Source organism: Sulfitobacter alexandrii (assembly GCF_001886735.1).
Taxonomy (GTDB): Bacteria; Pseudomonadota; Alphaproteobacteria; order Rhodobacterales; family Rhodobacteraceae; genus Sulfitobacter; species Sulfitobacter alexandrii.
Genome location: NZ_CP018076.1, coordinates 155,340 through 170,610 on the forward strand (window position 1 = coordinate 155,340; position 15,271 = coordinate 170,610).

11 protein-coding genes, 2 tRNA genes and 2 pseudogenes are annotated in these 15,271 nt (G+C 63.6%); 5 read left to right on the forward strand and 10 right to left on the reverse strand.

Going from position 1 to position 15,271, the window contains the following annotated elements; translation table 11 throughout:
- Nucleotides 1–31 precede the first annotated feature (31 nt).
- The 4 genes and pseudogenes from BOO69_RS00750 to BOO69_RS00765 all read left to right on the forward strand — a co-directional run bounded on the left by BOO69_RS00750 (nt 32) and on the right by BOO69_RS00765 (nt 4,295).
- Nucleotides 32–1,264 (forward strand): TRAP transporter substrate-binding protein, encoded by a 1,233-nt coding sequence (locus tag BOO69_RS00750; protein WP_071969410.1) that lies wholly within the window; start codon nt 32–34, stop codon nt 1,262–1,264.
- Between the two features lie 136 nt (nt 1,265–1,400).
- Nucleotides 1,401–1,961 (forward strand): annotated as a pseudogene (locus BOO69_RS22800) (TRAP transporter small permease); the annotation flags it as partial.
- A gap of 115 nt (nt 1,962–2,076) precedes the next feature.
- Nucleotides 2,077–3,486, forward strand: coding sequence for a TRAP transporter large permease (locus BOO69_RS00760; protein ID WP_071969412.1), 1,410 nt, complete (start codon nt 2,077–2,079; stop codon nt 3,484–3,486).
- Between the two features lie 35 nt (nt 3,487–3,521).
- Nucleotides 3,522–4,295 (forward strand): IclR family transcriptional regulator, encoded by a 774-nt coding sequence (locus tag BOO69_RS00765; protein ID WP_071969414.1) that lies wholly within the window; start codon nt 3,522–3,524, stop codon nt 4,293–4,295.
- Here the strand turns inward: BOO69_RS00765 and BOO69_RS00770 are convergent.
- From BOO69_RS00770 to BOO69_RS00785, 4 genes are all read right to left on the reverse strand, one after another.
- Nucleotides 4,275–5,495, reverse strand: a complete 1,221-nt coding sequence (locus BOO69_RS00770; protein ID WP_156874833.1) for a winged helix-turn-helix domain-containing protein — start codon at nt 5,493–5,495, stop codon at nt 4,275–4,277. The two genes, BOO69_RS00765 and BOO69_RS00770, sit on opposite strands and share 21 nt — an antisense overlap.
- A gap of 2 nt (nt 5,496–5,497) precedes the next feature.
- On the reverse strand, nt 5,498–6,532 hold the full coding sequence (locus BOO69_RS00775) for a LacI family DNA-binding transcriptional regulator (RefSeq protein WP_071969416.1): 1,035 nt from the start codon (nt 6,530–6,532) through the stop codon (nt 5,498–5,500).
- Nucleotides 6,533–6,604: 72 nt separating this feature from the next.
- A complete protein-coding gene (locus BOO69_RS00780; protein ID WP_071969418.1) occupies nt 6,605–7,108 on the reverse strand; it encodes a hypothetical protein in 504 nt (167 codons plus the stop codon).
- Nucleotides 7,109–7,122: 14 nt separating this feature from the next.
- Complete coding sequence (locus BOO69_RS00785; protein WP_071969420.1) at nt 7,123–8,637, reverse strand: YadA-like family protein; 1,515 nt, start codon at nt 8,635–8,637, stop codon at nt 7,123–7,125.
- 194 nt (nt 8,638–8,831) lie between these two features.
- Between BOO69_RS00785 and BOO69_RS00790 the strand changes: the two genes are divergently transcribed.
- A tRNA-Arg gene (locus BOO69_RS00790) sits at nt 8,832–8,908 on the forward strand.
- Nucleotides 8,909–8,960: 52 nt separating this feature from the next.
- Here BOO69_RS00790 and BOO69_RS00795 read toward each other — a convergent pair.
- The 6 genes and pseudogenes from BOO69_RS00795 to BOO69_RS00820 all read right to left on the reverse strand — a co-directional run bounded on the left by BOO69_RS00795 (nt 8,961) and on the right by BOO69_RS00820 (nt 15,042).
- Entirely contained in the window at nt 8,961–10,445 is a 1,485-nt protein-coding gene (locus BOO69_RS00795) for a Tad domain-containing protein (RefSeq protein WP_071969422.1), read from the reverse strand.
- Nucleotides 10,446–10,814: 369 nt separating this feature from the next.
- Nucleotides 10,815–10,891, reverse strand: a tRNA-Pro gene (locus BOO69_RS00800).
- 20 nt (nt 10,892–10,911) lie between these two features.
- Nucleotides 10,912–11,901, reverse strand: coding sequence for a DMT family transporter (locus BOO69_RS00805; protein ID WP_071969424.1), 990 nt, complete (start codon nt 11,899–11,901; stop codon nt 10,912–10,914).
- A gap of 138 nt (nt 11,902–12,039) precedes the next feature.
- Nucleotides 12,040–13,146, reverse strand: a complete 1,107-nt coding sequence (gene leuB / locus BOO69_RS00810) for a 3-isopropylmalate dehydrogenase (RefSeq protein ID WP_071969426.1) — start codon at nt 13,144–13,146, stop codon at nt 12,040–12,042.
- 83 nt (nt 13,147–13,229) lie between these two features.
- A pseudogene (locus BOO69_RS00815) lies at nt 13,230–14,197 on the reverse strand (endonuclease/exonuclease/phosphatase family protein).
- Between the two features lie 20 nt (nt 14,198–14,217).
- Nucleotides 14,218–15,042 carry a hypothetical protein gene (locus tag BOO69_RS00820; protein ID WP_237267528.1) on the reverse strand — a complete coding sequence of 275 codons (825 nt, stop codon included), beginning with the start codon at nt 15,040–15,042 and terminating at the stop codon, nt 14,218–14,220.
- Nucleotides 15,043–15,271: the final 229 nt, after the last annotated feature.

Consider the following 15,271-nt stretch of genomic DNA (forward strand, 5'->3'; position numbering starts at 1 on the left):
TAACAACTGCACTTCAATGGGAGGAACCAAGATGAGTGTTCAAGAGAAACTGAAAGGCATTTCTCGCCGTGATCTGTTCAGGTTGGCTGGGCAGTACGGCATGTCGTCGACGTTGCTGGCGGCGGGTACGTTCGGCGGTGCGATGAGTCTCGGGAACCTCGCGAAGGCAGCCGAATCGACCTACGAAAAGCGGTTCTCCAAGGAGCCGAAGGTCACGTTCAAGTTCGGCGCAGCCGGGTTCAATGCCCGAAACCTGCTGATCGAACGCGCCGGCTGTCTTGAGTTCGCCCGCGATCTGGAAAGCCGGACGGACGGCGAGATCCGGGTCGAGTTCATCGGCGACAACCAGATCTGCGGCCAGACATCCTGCGTGGAAAAGACCCAGCAGGGCATCGTGGACATCTACGCTGCATCGACGCAGAACTCCGCAGGCGGCGCGCCGTATCTCAACGTGCTCGACTACGCCTACATGTTCCCGTCCCGCGCGGCGCAGTATCACTTCCTCTACAGCCCGGAATCCGTCAAGCTTCTGCGCGACCCCTACGAAAAGCGGCACGGCCTCAAGTTCCTGTTCAGCCACTGCGAACTTCGGGGCATCCAGATGGGCCTCGGCTGGCAGGACAAGCCGGCCATCACCAAGCTGGAGGAAATGTTCGGCACCAAGAACCGTGTGACAGGCACGCAGCTGGGCCGGATCGCCATGCAGGCGCTCAATCTCAACCCGGTGCCGGTGGCATGGGAGGAAACGCTCGACGGTCTCAAGCAGGGCCTGATCGACGGGGCGGAAACCTGGGCATCTGCGGTGGCCTACGCGAACATGTCGCCAGTGGTGTCGCAGTCCGTGGATCTCAAGTTCTTCTGCGGTACGGAGCATACCGCGATGTCCGTTGCGGCATTCGACAGCCTGGACGGCGCGCTGCAGGACGCGGTGATGGAGTCGGCCTATCTGGCTCAGGTGCACGTGCAGGCCGCGAACGAGGCGGCGCTGGTCAAGACTGTCGGTTTCTCCGACCCGCAGCTCCCCGGCACGATCTTTGCCGAGAACAACGTGCGCAACGTCTTCCTGCCCGACGACCAGATCAAGATGGCCGAGGAAATGTGCTCGCCCGAATACCAGCCACAGCTCTGGGAAGAATGGCGCGAGCGGCTGAATGGTTGGGCCGGCGGTCTGGATACCTACCAGGAGATCTACGACATTGCCCGGCAGATCCCTGTCGATACACTGCCCGAAAACGTGGAACCGCGCCGTTGGTGGAAGGGGTAAGACCCGAAACCCTCGAAGGGTGATACGATATTGAATCCGGCCCCGCGCGGGCCGGGTTCCGGCAATCGTGCCGCCGGGAGGGATGGCACACAGAATTTTCCGGGGAGGAAGGCCGATGTCCATGTGGGCGGACGCAATGACGATCATCACCTCGACCCTCAGCGGCGACATAGATTTCTCCAGCGTACAGGCGTACCGGTCGAATGCGGCCTGGTGGGTATTCGGTACCGTGACCTTGGTGGGCGGCGTGCTCGTCTACTATCTCTACAGGGCGGTTCCGTTTCTCGATCGCCATCTCGAACGCTCCATCGTGGTCTGGACCTATATCGTCATCGCGCTGATCATCTTCGTCGGCGTGATCCAGCGGTTCGCCTCTGATATCTGGTGGATACCGGCGGCGTGGCACGGCCAGGTCGCCTGGTCGACAACGATCCCCCCACTGCTGTTCATGGTGATGGCCTGGTTCGGATGCGCCTTCAACGTGCGCTTGCGCACGCACCTCAGCTTTGCCGAGTTCCGGACAAACATGGCGCCGAAGTTCCAGCTGATGACGCTGGTGCTGGACGCGGTCCTCTGGATGGGTTTCTGCATCATCGTGGTGACGACGACCGCGCGCGTCACCGTCAACAGCTACAACAACTTCCAGATCGTGCTGGGCACCGACAACGTGATGCAGTGGATGTTCCTCGTCACGGTGCCGATCGCGTTCATCCTCATGGCGGGCCGGGTGATCGAGAACCTGCTGGAGGATCTGCGCAACTACCGGAATGGCCGGCCGCTCATCGAGCAGGCCGTGATCGGGGGGACGTGTGATGACCGATGGAACCTGGATCACGCTGATCTCGCTGGCCGTCACCGTGTTGTTCATGCTGGGCACACCGGTGCTGCTGGTGATCTTCTACTGGGTGGTCGGCTGTTCATTCGTCATGGGCCTGACCCTCGACAACGCGGGTGCGGAACTGCTGAACGTCTTCAACAAGGGGTTCGCCCTTCTGGCCATGCCGCTGTTCATCCTGACCGGCGACCTGATCAACAAGTCCGGCATCGCGCGGCGCTTGTCGGACTTTGCCTATGCCTGCCTCGGCTGGATGCGGGGCGGGCTTGCCATGGCGTCCATCGGCGCCTGCGGGCTCTTTGCCGCGATTTCGGGGTCGAACTCAGCGACCACCGCGACCATCGGGTCGATGCTGCACCCGGAGATGGTCAAGGGCGGATACGACGAACGCTTTTCGGCCGCTACCGCGGCGGCAGGCGGAACAGTCGGGATCATCATCCCGCCGTCGATCATCTTCATCGTCTACGGGTTCCTGATGAACCTGCCGATTTCGGATCTCTTCATCGCCGGGATCGTGCCGGGCAGCCTGATGGTGCTTGCCATGATGCTGGCCTGTTTCATCATCTGCACGGTGAACAAATGGGGTTTCCTGATCATGCTCAGCCCGTGGCGGGTGTTCAAGACGGCAGTGGGGGCGTGGCTTGGATTCTTTGCCATCGGTCTGGTTCTCTGGGGCATCTACACGGGTAAATTCTCCCCCACGGAGGCGGCCGGCGTCACCGTCGGATTCTGCATCATCGTCGGTGTCCTGTCCTGGCCGCTGAACAAGATGATGGGCAGCAAGCCTGACACCCCGGTGGAGGAAAAGTCATTGGCTTCCATGGTCGTCGTTGAGGGCTTCACGCCGCTCGACATCCCGTCCATCGTCGTCCGGTCGGCCCAGATCACCGGCATCCTCGCGCCGCTGATCGCGGTCAGCGTGGTGATGCAGCAGATCCTGTCGCTGCTCGGCGCACAGTCCGTCATCGGTGGTTTCGTCACCGGGATGGGCGGCTATTATCCCGTGCTGTTCACGGCAATGGCGATCGTCTTTGTCGCAGGCATGATCCTCGAGTCTCTGCCGGTGACGATCATCCTTGCGCCGATCCTCGCGCCGATCGCCCATTCCGTCGGGGTCGATCCGATCCAGTTCGCGGTGATCTTCCTTGTGGGGGCTTCCATCGGCTTCATCACGCCGCCCTACGGCCTGAACCTGTACGTCGCCTCGGGTGTCACCGGCGTGCCCTACTTCCGGCTGCTGCGTTACGCCACGATGTACCTGGGATCGCTTGTTGCAGTGTGGATCGCGGTCGCGTATTTCCCCTCTCTATCGAAAACGCTGTTGCCCGGTGGCTTCCTGTACGAGCACATCCCGATCTGGATCGGCGCTCTGACATTCTGGAACTGATACCGGTACGGCCCAACTCTGACGGAAGATGCGGAATGGATGATGTCGGTGAACCCGAAAAGGCGATTCCGACCAACCTGCGCCTGCTGTTGTTGCTGGAAGAGATCGCCCGGGTGGGCTCTCCGATGACGCCGACCGCCGCGAACGAGGTCCTCGGCCTGCCGAAACCTACCGTGCATCGGCTGTTCCACCGGCTGGAGCAGGAAGGGTTTCTGCAGCGCGATATCGACGGGCGGTCCTATTCGGCGGGGCAGCGTCTGCGCAAGCTGGCGGTGAATGTGCTGTCCTCGAGCCGGGTGCGTACCGTGCGGCTTTCGGTGCTGAACGCGCTGACAGAGGACGTGGGCGAAACCTGCAACGTGGCGATGCCCGAACGTGACGGCATGGTCTACCTCGACCGGGTCGAAACCAAGTGGCCCCTGCGCATCCAGTTGCCGGTGGGCACGACGGTCCCCTTCCATTGCACCGCCAGCGGCAAGATGTACCTGTCCACGTTGGCCCCCCGGATGCTGGGGAAGTACCTGGCTTCTGCCGTGCTGGAGCCGCAAACTCCGCGCACGCTGGTCGATCCGGATGCGCTGCACAAGGCGATCGAACAGGTGCGCGAGCGCGGCTATTCCACCGACGACGAGGAGTTCATGGAAGGCATGGTCGCGGTCGCGGTGCCGATCTGGGACGATCAGAAGCGGCTGATGTCCACGCTGTCGATCCACGCGCCGGTCCAGCGGGTCAGCATCCGCGATCTCGAGATGCATCTGGACCGGCTGAGGACGGCCGCCTCGGACCTGTCAGAGATAGTGCTGCGCTGAGGGTCGCAGCCAGCCGTCCTCGAAGTCGACGCGTCCCACGCCTGCCAGCCTGCAAAGCCTGTCCAGTTCCGCCTCGAAAGAGCGCTGGCGCCCGCTGCCCCAGCGCGTCCTTCCTTCGGGCCAGACCGCACGAACACGCAGAACGTCCTCGTCGCGAAAGGCCTTCATGTCCACTCGCCCGACGATCCGGTCGGCCTCGAAAATGGGAAACACGTAATAGCCGAAGGTGCGCTGGGCTTCGGGTACGAACACCTCGATCCGGTAGGTGAAGCCGAACAGCCGTTCCGCGCGGTTCCGGTCCCGCAGCGCAGGATCGAAGGGGCTGAGCACGCGCAGCCGGCCGGGCGGCGCCTTGTCGATTGCCGGATCGCGATCGAGGCCGGGCCGCGCGTAGGCAAGCCGTACCGACCCGTCGGCCCCGGTGATGCCCACCTGCTCCAGCGTACCGGCCGCGAGGCCCCTGGCGCACCAATCCCGCGCCTCCGCCGGCGTCACATGCGCCCAGAAGGCGGCGATTTCGCCGTGTGTCGCAAACCCGAGCCGCGCCAGAGCCTGATCGCAGCACCAGTCGATGATGGCAGCGGTATCAATGTGCGCCTCCGGGTCGTGAAGATCTCTTGCGATCACCCGTTCGGTAAGGTCGTACCGCTTCTTGAAGCCGTCGCGCCCGACGACACACAGCGCGCCGGACCGCCAGAGATACTCCAGCGCCGTCTTTGACGGGTGCCAGTCCCACCAACCGCCGGACCCGCGGTCTTCATCCCTGCCCACGTCGGACGAACTGAGCGGTCCCTCCGCCGCGATCCGGTCCAGCACATCCTGGAAGCGCCTTTCAAAGCCTTCGCGCCGACCCTCGCGCCAGCGCGCGCGCAACCGTTCGGCATCGCGCCTGCGGCGCAGCTCCCAGTAGGGGTAGAATTCCATCGGGATAACGGCCGCATCATGCGTCCAGTGTTCGAACAGCGCCTTGTCGCGTTCATAGAGGGTCCGCAGTGCCTTGGGCCGATACCGTTGCCTGCGTGAAAACAGGATCAGGTCATGCGCGCGCGCCACGGTGTTGATGCTGTCGATCTGCACGAATCCCAAGGCGTGGATGAGCTGGTAGAGCGCCGCGCCCTTGGCCTCCCCCACGGGGGCATCGGACAAGGCATGGCGATCCAGAAAGATCCGGCGCGCCTGGGCATTGTCCAGTGTAAGCATCCTCAGCGGCGATGACGGCGCAGCGTATCCCCGAATGACAGTGTCGGTGTCATGGTCACCTGCGTCGGCATGTCCGGGTCGGGCGTGTCCGAGGTGTAATTGAGGACGATACGCGCGGCCGCCTGTCCGATTTCGATACGGCAGGCGTCCATCGTCGCCAGCTGCCGGGGCAGGCCCTGCAGCAATTCGACACCGTTGAAACCCGCAAGACCGATCTGACCGGGGACGTCGATCTTCTGGTCGATCAGGTAAAGCAGCCCGCCCGCACCGATCATGTCGTTGGAATAGTAGAGGAAGTCGAGGTCGGGCGATCGTTCCAGCATGTCCTGCGTCATCTCCCGCCCCTTGGCCAAGGCGGATCCGCCGGAATAGAAGGCGCGGTCCTCGATCTCGACCCCGGCCTTGGCCAGCGCTTCGGTGAAGCCTTCGAACCGTTTGCGCGCCCGGTGGTCGAGGGGCATCTTCGTGCCCATGAAACCGATGTGCTCGTAACCTTCCTTGAGGATCGCATTGGCCATCTCGCGCCCCGCGCGCCGGTGCGAGATACCCACCATCGCGTCGACCGGCCTGCCGTCGGTATCCATGATCTCGACAACGGGAATACCCGCGTTCCGCAGCATCGCGCGGGTCGCGTCCGAATGTTCCAGCCCCGCGATGATCACGCCGGAAGGGCGCCACGAGAGCATCTCGTAAAGGACCCGCTCCTCCTTTTCCGGGAGGTAGTCGGTAACACCGACCACGGGTTGCAGCGGCGTGTCCTCAAGCACCTGGTTGATGCCGTTCAGCACCTCCGGAAACACCATGTTGGACAGGGACGGGATGATGACCGCGACCAGGTTCACCCGTTGCGACGCCAGTGAACCGGCTATCTGGTTAGGCACGTATCCGAGCTCCTTTGCGGCGGCCAGCACCCGGTTGCGCGTGGCTTCCGACACATCTCCCCGCTTGCGCAAAACCCTGCTCACGGTCATCTCCGAGACCCCGCAGGCCTCGGAAACATCGCGCAGCGTCAGCGGCCGTTTGGAAGTTGTGGTCAAGTGAGCGGTCCTGATGAGGCGTGTCTCACGATGCTATCTCAGTTGGAGACGGGGGCGCAAGGTTTCTGCGGTCTATTCGCTTGCCTCCGGGTTCGTATCGGGCTCCGCCGGCGGCGCCTTCTCCTGAGGCTCGATCGGGGCAAATTCGCCAACCGATATGTCGAGAAGCACCCATCGCGCTTTTTCCTTGACCAGGACCATGTCGAAACTGATGTGCCTCGGGCGAAGGGGGAAGTAGCCCATCAGGCGCATCTGGGTATTCCCGGCGGTCGCCTGTGCCTGCAGGATGGTCGGTGGTGTGACCATGATCGGAAGCATGTCCAGGCCCGCTTCGCGCACGGGGGCGAAGAGGCCGGCCAGCCGTGTCGGATCGTTCGCCTCTGCGAAATCGGAGGCGGCATAGTCGCGGAGCACCGTGTAGTTGCCGGTCCAGTTGCCGTGGTTCACCGCCGTGAGGATGTCGCGGATCAACGCGGTAGCAAAGCTGCGATCGATCGCGTCCTGCTGCTGCGCCTGCAATGGAAGGGCAAGGCCGAACACGAGGAGCAGCACCGCGGACAAAGTCCGCGGCGCCATGTGTGTAGGACGGCTCACCATGCGTAGGTCACGCCGACACGTGCACCAACCTGGTCCTGGCTGAAGCCATAGGTGACGCCTGCATCGAACTGGGTATTCGCGTTGATCCTGTAGCCCATGGAAATCGCCATCGCCTCGGACCCCTCGAAGGTGGCAACGCCGCCGGACAGCGCGAACTGCTTGTCGGCCGGGACATACGGGGTGTCCAGCGCCATGGCCATCGCGATGCCTTCCTTGTTCGCGGAGATGGCGGCGGAGTTGCGCGCAATCGCCGCCGAGTTCGCATCGACGGCCGTGCCCAGCGACAGCACCTGCGACAGGTCGGCCCCGGAGGTGCCGAGGTTGCCGTTAGCATCCGCCGTCACCAGACGAACGGGCCCGGACTGCGCCGCGTTGCTGGCCTCCGAGGAGACACCGGCGAGCGTGTACGTATTGTTCCCGTTCCCGATCGCGACCTGGTTGTCGCGGGTGGCCGAAGCGCCGTTTCCGATGGCGACAGAGTTGTCACCGCTCGCGTTGGCGAGGTTGCCGAAGGAGAGGGATTGTGCACCCGAGGCGACGGCGCCTTCACCCACGGCGGTCGAGCGGATACCCGTGGCTTGGGCAAGGTGTCCGAAAGCCTGGGCGCGTTCCGCTGTTGCCATGGCCTGCCAGCCAACCGCCGTCGCACCCGGACCGTTGGTCACGCTTTCGCCGCCGATCGAGGTGGTGGACGGACCGTTCGCCATGGCGGAATCGCCGATGGCGAGGGCATCGACACCGTTCGCAATGGATTCATTGCCGATGGCCGTCGAGTTGTCGGACTGCGCATCCGCATTTTCACCGATGGCGAGGCTGCGGACGCCCTGCGCGGTGGCAAGATGGCCGAAGGCCTGTGCCCGTTCGGCGGTGGCGGCGGATTGCCAGCCGATGGCGGTGGCGCCGGGGCCGTTGGTCACGCTTTCGCCACCGACCGAGGTGGTGGAGGGACCGTTGGCCATGGCGGAATCCCCGATGGCGAGCGCATCGACACCGTTCGCAATGGATTCATTGCCAATGGCCGTGGCGTTGTCGGTCTGTGCATCCGCGTTTTCACCGATGGCGAGGCTGCGGACGCCCTGCGCGGTCGCAAGATGGCCGAAGGCCTGCGCCCGTTCGGCCGTGGCTTCCGCGCGCCAGCCGATCGCCGAAGCACCGGGGCCTTCCGCGATTGCCTGGCCGCCGATGGCAGTTGTGGAGGGGCCAGTGGCGCGCGTGGCCTGACCATCCGCTCCGTCACGGTTGCCCCCGATGGCGATGGCGTCCCCGCCTTCGGCGGTGGCGGCATTCCCGATCGCGATACCATTGGTGGCATCTGCGCTGGTGCTCGCGGCGCCCACGGCGACCGAGTCTGCCCCGGCGGCATCGGATCCTGCGCCACATTCGGTCGACGAGGCGCCACTCCCGAGGTTGCAGGACGGTGTGCCGTCAGCAGAAACGACACCCGCTGCGGACATCAGCAATCCCGCAGTCACGCTGACACGAAGACCGGACGAAAAATTGAACGTCATTACCATTTACTCCCAAGTTACCAAACAAGTTGACGTGAACCGCGCTCACATCCCGGGAGTCACGGACAACGGCACAGCTTAGTTTCAACGGAATTTCGAACCGGCGGACTTCCCGACCCTGCGGCCGCTGTCCTTTGGTCTTGGCAACCGGGGTAGGGCGGGCTACACCGCCTGTTGTGGCCCATTGGTCCCACGGTCCCGTGGCTCAACTGGATAGAGCAGCCCCCTCCTAAGGGGCAGGTTGCAGGTTCGAATCCTGCCGGGATCACCAGATCCCCTCCGGGACGTTCCCCACACCGCGCCGGGCGCCTGTCGCCCAAGTGTCACTGGGTCAGGCGCAGCTGCCTGATCTGGTAGGCGATGGCTTCGAACACATCCGCGATGCTGTCGCCGTCCGCGCTGAAGAAATGCGACGGGGACGAGGCGCAGTCGCGCATCTGCTGTTCCGGCACGCCCGGCGCGTCGAACGCGATGGTGTAGATCACGATGGGCCGGGGGCTTCGGTTCTTGGCCAGGTCGCATTGCTGGAAAAAGCTTCCAACGTTCGTGCCGGCCGAGCTGATGACTTCGGTCTCGCCATTGCGCCCCCGCTGCAGTTCACGCACCGGGTTGTCGGGGTCCATCGTGTCGGTCGGGCGGACCTGTTCCGTGATCTGACCGTCCGTCATCAGGATGATGTATTTCTGCGTGGTCTCGTCGTCGTAAGGCGCGGGACGGCCGATGAATTCCGGCGCTGCAAGGCCCGCGTTGGCCAATGCGCTCACTGCCCCGCGCGAAGACGGATCCAGCATCGAAACGGCCCATTTCATCGCGTAGTGCGTACCGGTGCCATCATGCATCCGCATGGTATTGATGAGAGACTTCAGGCCTTCGCGGTCGTTGCTCAGGTACTGAATGGCGGTCTGGTCCTGCGGGCACCAGCCCCAGTCCATCACGTTTCCGGCGATGGTCCAGTTCATGAAGTGCGGTGTCTGCGGATAGAGCGCGCCGGAAGGCAAGGCCGCCGATCCGAAGCCGTCGGTGCCGATGTCGAGGCAGGAAGACACATTGGGGAACACGTAGCGGATGGTCTCGTCAGACCCTCTGCCGCCCTCGGCATCGGCAGGCAGCGTGCCGTGGCTCAGCTGTTCGGGAATACCGCCATCTGCCTCGTCCAGCGGCGCCGCCGGATAGCGCACGCCGTTCAACCTGTCGAACATGAAGGGGCCGGGGTTCGTCTGGCCGGCGTAGGGCACCAGTGTCACGGATGTTTTCTGGCGGTTGGCATCATCCAGAACGATGTCCAGAAATTCCGCCGCGGCCGGACGAAGGTCGTTCATGCGATTGGAGTACCGCATCGAGCCCGAGATATCGAGCACCAGCGAAATTTCCACGTTCGGCACCCGATCCTCGGCGGTGGCCAGTGCCGGAACATTCAGCGTATCGACGCCGAAATAGTCCATGAACTGCGTTGCCATGGTGGTCGAGGCCCCGACCGTGACCGTTCTGAAGCTCAGACCTTCACTGACGTTCACGTTCGAGGCGAAATCGCGGATCCCGGATTTTGTAAAATAGTCGCTGACCACGTCTTCGGGGCTCAGCGGCTGGTTCAGGGCGGCGGCGGCCAGCACGGCCCGATCCGCCGTGGCCTGGAGACGGCTTCGATCCATCTCGTGGCGCATCATGTCGACCGAGATGCCGCAGACCATCAGCATGATGACAACCATGAAACAGGCAAGGATGGTGATCGACCCCTCCTCGCGCCGCGCGACCGTTGCAAGACGTGACTTCAGTGCGCGCAGGACAGCGGATCCCGATATCGGTGCCATGGTTGTGAACCTCTCAAATGTGCCCCCATTTGATCCGGCCACCCCAGAGTGTGACCTTGGTTTCGACACCATTCTGCCGCAATCGGCAGGGCGGGAAAGGTGGATTCTCGGAAGAAATCGCCGGACTTTCCCCTGTCCGGGGTCAATGCCGTACTTTGCGGGGCGACTGGCCGAAGCGCGCGAACAATGCGTTTTCCGGATTGTGGCGGCAGCGTCGGTCCAAACGTGAATCGGGGGTTTCCCGGCACGCGGGGCAAGGTGATTCTCTCGCCCGCCGGGAAAACGACCGAAACGCCGGCTGCAGCCAGGAAAGGCCAGCCATTACTGCGAATGAAGGGGAAAGTCCGCCGCCAGGGGCGGGTTTGTCATTGGTCGGGCTGAGAGGATTCGAACCTCCGACCCCCTGCTCCCGAAGCAGGTGCGCTACCAGGCTGCGCTACAGCCCGACCGATGGCCGCGACATAGCTTAGTGTTGCTTCCTTGGCAATTGTTCTCTTGCACGCAATGCCGACTTGCGGACGATCAGGCTGATGCGCGGCATGGCGCCCATCTCCGGCCGGCGGCTGAGGGTGTTCAGCACGGGCCGATGCTTCGACGCGTCCCCACCCGCTTCGCGCAGGACGATGTAAGCGCCGCTGGCGATGATGATACCGGCCCCGACAAAGGTCAGCGCGTCGGAGGTTTCACCGAAGAAGAGCCAGCCGAACAAGGTCGCCCAGATGATCTGGCTGTACTGCATCGGCGCGACGATGGCTGCGTCGGCAAGGGTATAGGCCCGGATCATGAGGGACATGGCGACAATCGCGAGGAACGCGATCAGCAGGACCATGCCAAGGTCAGCGAGGGGCATCGGTTCGTAGACGAACGGAAGGATGCACAGCATCACGGCGAAGTTCGCCAACAGCGGATACAAAAGCAGCACCTCGCGCCTTTCGGTGCTGCCGATCTTGCGCATGACGACCCCCGCCAGTGCGCTGCCGAAGGCGGCCACGAGTGCGGCGAGATGGCCCAGACCGAGGTCGGCAGAGCCGGGACGCAGCACAACGATCACCCCGGCCAGCCCGACAAGAACCGCCATCCAGCGGTGGAAGCGCACGACTTCGCCCAGAAGAGGGACGGAGAGTACCGTGATCATCAGCGGTGCGGCGAAGAGAATGGCGTAGGTCTCCGCCAGCGGCAGGACCGCAAAGGCGTAGAATGCGCAGAACCCGCCGATGACCACCGCGGCTGTACGCACGGCGGCCCATAACGGATCGCGCGGGCGCAGGTTCTCGGCCCTGGTGTCCCGGACCAGCATCAGCGTGACCATCGGGAAGCTCAGAAGCACCACGAAAAAGACGATCTGGAAGGGCGAATAGGTGCCGCCAAGCGATTTGATCGCCGCATCATGCGTGGCGTAGATCGCGAAAGCCAGAAGCCCGAAGCGTGGTGCGGCTGGCTTGCGCTGTGTCCTGATCTGTCATGGGCGCCTCGGTCATGGGGCCGGGCTAGGCCCGCCGCGCCGCGGCGTAAAGAGTTCAGGGCCGGGTTTGCCGGCTTGTGCAAGGTATTTGTTCACGCTGCACAAGCCGTGTTCAAGATGTCGATCCCGTGGTCAGAGACTTGCGTCCAGCGCCGCCAGGATCGCATCGCCCATTTCGGCGGTCGAAATCGGTTTGCCGCCTTCCGGTCCCATCAGGTCGGCGGTACGCGCGCCATCGGCGAGGACTTTCTCTACCGCCTTCTCCAGCCGGGTTGCTTCGTCCCCTTGGTCGAAGGAATAGCGAAGCGCCATCGCGAAGCTGAGAATGCAGGCGATCGGATTGGCCTTGCCCTGACCCGCAATGTCCGGCGCGGAGCCGTGCACCGGCTCGTACAGAGCCTTGGGGCGGCCGTCGGCGTTTGGCGCGCCGAGGCTCGCCGAAGGCAGCATCCCGAGGCTTCCGGTCAGCATGGCGGCGCAGTCCGAAAGGATGTCGCCAAACAGGTTGTCGGTAACGATCACGTCGAACTGCTTGGGCGCGCGCACAAGCTGCATCGCGCCGTTGTCTGCGTACATGTGGCTCAGCTCGACGTCCGGGTAATCAGCGTCCCGCACGCGCTGGACAACCTCGCGCCACAGCACGCCGGATTCCATCACGTTGGCTTTTTCCATCGAGCAGACCTTGTTGCCGCGGCGGCGGGCAAGTTCGAAAGCGGATCGCGCCACGCGCTCGATCTCGGATTCGGTGTAGCGCTGGGTGTTGATGCCCACACGCTCGTTGCCTTCCTCGATGATCCCGCGCGGTTCACCGAAATAGACACCGGAGGTGAGTTCGCGCACGATCATGATGTCCAGCCCGGCAACCACGTCCTTCTTGAGCGACGAAAAGTCCGCCAGCGCGTCGAAGCATTGCGCGGGCCGCAGGTTGGAATAGAGATCCATCTCCTTGCGCAGGCGCAACAGGCCGCGTTCGGGTTTCAGGCTGAAATCCAGTTCGTCATACTTGGGACCGCCAACGGCCCCCAGCAGAACGGCATCCGCCGCGAGGGCCTTGGCCATCGTGTCGTCATGCAGGGGGGTGCCGTGCTTGTCATAGGCCGCACCGCCGACAAGGTCGTGTTCCACGTCAAAGGCGAGATCCCGCTTGGCGCCATACCAGTCGATGACCCGTGTGACCTGCTCCATGACTTCCGGTCCGATGCCGTCGCCGGCGAGGATTAACAAGGTGGGATTGGCCATGGGATGCTCCTGAAAGATCGTGTTTCAGGCGGCGTAGCCTGACCGACGCGGCTGGTCAAGTTGGCCTGACCTTGGTCCGCGTTTCAGCGTTCCAGATCGACCCAGACGAGTTGATGCCGGCTGGCCTGCGGGACGGGGACGGTCACACCGGCATCCCGCACGGTCCAGTCGGATGACGGCAGGAGATAGTCCACCCTCATCGGGCCCGTCTGGGGCCAGTTCACGGTCGGCAAGGTAGGCAACGGGTCTTGCAGTCGGGTGTCAGAGAGCACCTGTTGCATGGCGACGCCACGGCCATCCCCCCGGTCGGGGTCGAGGTTCGCATCCCCGAGCAATGCAAAGCGCTCCTTGGGGGGATCACCGAAAAACCCGTCCAGATAGTGCAGCCAGAACCGCGTCTCATCGTGGTTGCGCCTGCCATTACGGTCCTCCGGCCCGTCAAAGACCGGGGGGCTGGCGTGATAGGTCAGCAGGTGAAGAGTGCCGAAGACGGGATGCAGGATGGGCACGACCCAATGTCCGTGGGCCGAAAGGCGCTGGATCTCGCGGGCTTCGGCGCTTGGAAAGGGGGATTGATCCGTTCCTGGTAGAAGGGCTCCGGGAAGGGTGCGCCACTCCAGATCCGAGAAGTCCCGCAAGTCGTCGTGCAAAATGGGATAGCGCGACAGGATCGCCGGGGCGCCCTGCCCAAAGAATTCGCCGTATCCCTGTGCGTCTCCGGGCCCGCCGGTCCGGCCATCGCCATCGAGGTCCACGTCGGTCATGCGCCCCGCATTCGGGGGGCCGCAAAGCGATGCGGATAGGACAGGCCGCGCGCGGACAGTGCCGCCGCCAGCGCATCCAGAGCGCGCCCTTCGAGGTCATAATCGATCCCCTGAAGGTAGACGACATCGGCCCGTGCGGCGAGAAGCACGTCGAGTACCGCGCGGATCTGCGGATCGTCGCCACGCACGATGTCGCGCAGGAGCAGGCCGGGCCCCTTTCGGTACAGTTCGGTGTTGTAGGTCGCCAGTCTGACGGTGTCCGCGTGGGCGGGGGCCGCGACCCCCAACAGGACCAGAAGCAGCGCGATCAGGCAGGCTGAAAGGGAGTGTCCGCGTCCGCGTAGGCGCGGCGACGCTTGTCTTCGATCATGTCCGCAACCTTGCCCATCGCAAGGCCGCGCATGATCATGCTTGCCGGCAGGAAGGCCCATGCGCTGAGTGTCCAGATCAGGGTTTGCGGGTTCTCCAACGTGATCGGGTCTATCAGGTCCGCCGCGGCCTTGACCAGTGCGGGAATGATGAACGGCAGCAGGAAGCCAAGGGCGATGTTCACCCGCGCGTCGCGCTGAAGCCGGTAGACCACGTCGCCGCCGACCGTGGGGTCGAAAAGGGGCAGGTTCACCCAGACGTTGAAGATGCCCTGGCGTGCGGGCCAGTTCATCAGCCGCACGAGAATCAGGAAGGCGGTCATCGCCACCAGCGAAATCAGGTAGGCCAACCCCGCCGATGTCCGAACGGTTGCCACCAGTTCCGGGCTGGCCGTCTCGTGCAGCATCAGAACCACGAGGCGGACGGGCGAATAGGGGAAGTCGACCGCGTTTCCGATGATCGTGCCCAAGGAGGTCAGGGCCCCGGTCAGCAACGTCGGCTCGGTCGCGCCACGCAGGATCAGGCTCAGCAGCAGCACCGTCGCGAACAGGCTGACAAAGCGGAGCCGGTTGAAGGGGGGCGCGTCGCGAAACTCGACGATGCTTGGGAAGTTGGAATTGTACTCGACGAAGGTGAGAAACGCGGCAAGCAGGGCAACGAGGACGGAAATCTGCGTGGAATCGGCGGCAACGCCCGGAAGCAGGAGCGCCGGCAGCAACACCAACAGGGCCACGAAGAGGCCACGCGCCGCGGCGCCTGTCATCCGTCCGATCACTACTTTTCCCTTCCAAACTGGCCAGCCGCGGTACATTGCCGCGTACTTGTCCCAACTTGCTGCCCCCGGGGTCAGGGGGCCTGCCTCATTATTGCCCAAATTGTGCCTTCTTTCGTCTCATTCCTCAAGGCTGTTGGTTAACAGAACTTATTCCTTTGGGCTTTTTGAGGGTGGGGGTGGTGCGTTATTGCATCTATTTTCTGGCGAAATGATGGCT

Coding starts and splice junctions, on each gene's coding strand:
- BOO69_RS00750 (WP_071969410.1), top strand. CDS start 32: ATGAGTGTTCAAGAGAAACTGAAAGGCATTTCTCGCCGTGATCTGTTC.
- BOO69_RS00760 (WP_071969412.1), top strand. CDS start 2,077: ATGACCGATGGAACCTGGATCACGCTGATCTCGCTGGCCGTCACCGTG.
- BOO69_RS00765 (WP_071969414.1), top strand. CDS start 3,522: ATGGATGATGTCGGTGAACCCGAAAAGGCGATTCCGACCAACCTGCGC.
- BOO69_RS00770 (WP_156874833.1), bottom strand. CDS start 5,495: ATGCTTACACTGGACAATGCCCAGGCGCGCCGGATCTTTCTGGATCGC.
- BOO69_RS00780 (WP_071969418.1), bottom strand. CDS start 7,108: ATGGCGCCGCGGACTTTGTCCGCGGTGCTGCTCCTCGTGTTCGGCCTT.
- BOO69_RS00785 (WP_071969420.1), bottom strand. CDS start 8,637: ATGACGTTCAATTTTTCGTCCGGTCTTCGTGTCAGCGTGACTGCGGGA.
- BOO69_RS00795 (WP_071969422.1), bottom strand. CDS start 10,445: ATGGCACCGATATCGGGATCCGCTGTCCTGCGCGCACTGAAGTCACGT.
- leuB (WP_071969426.1), bottom strand. CDS start 13,146: ATGGCCAATCCCACCTTGTTAATCCTCGCCGGCGACGGCATCGGACCG.
- BOO69_RS00820 (WP_237267528.1), bottom strand. CDS start 15,042: ATGACAGGCGCCGCGGCGCGTGGCCTCTTCGTGGCCCTGTTGGTGTTG.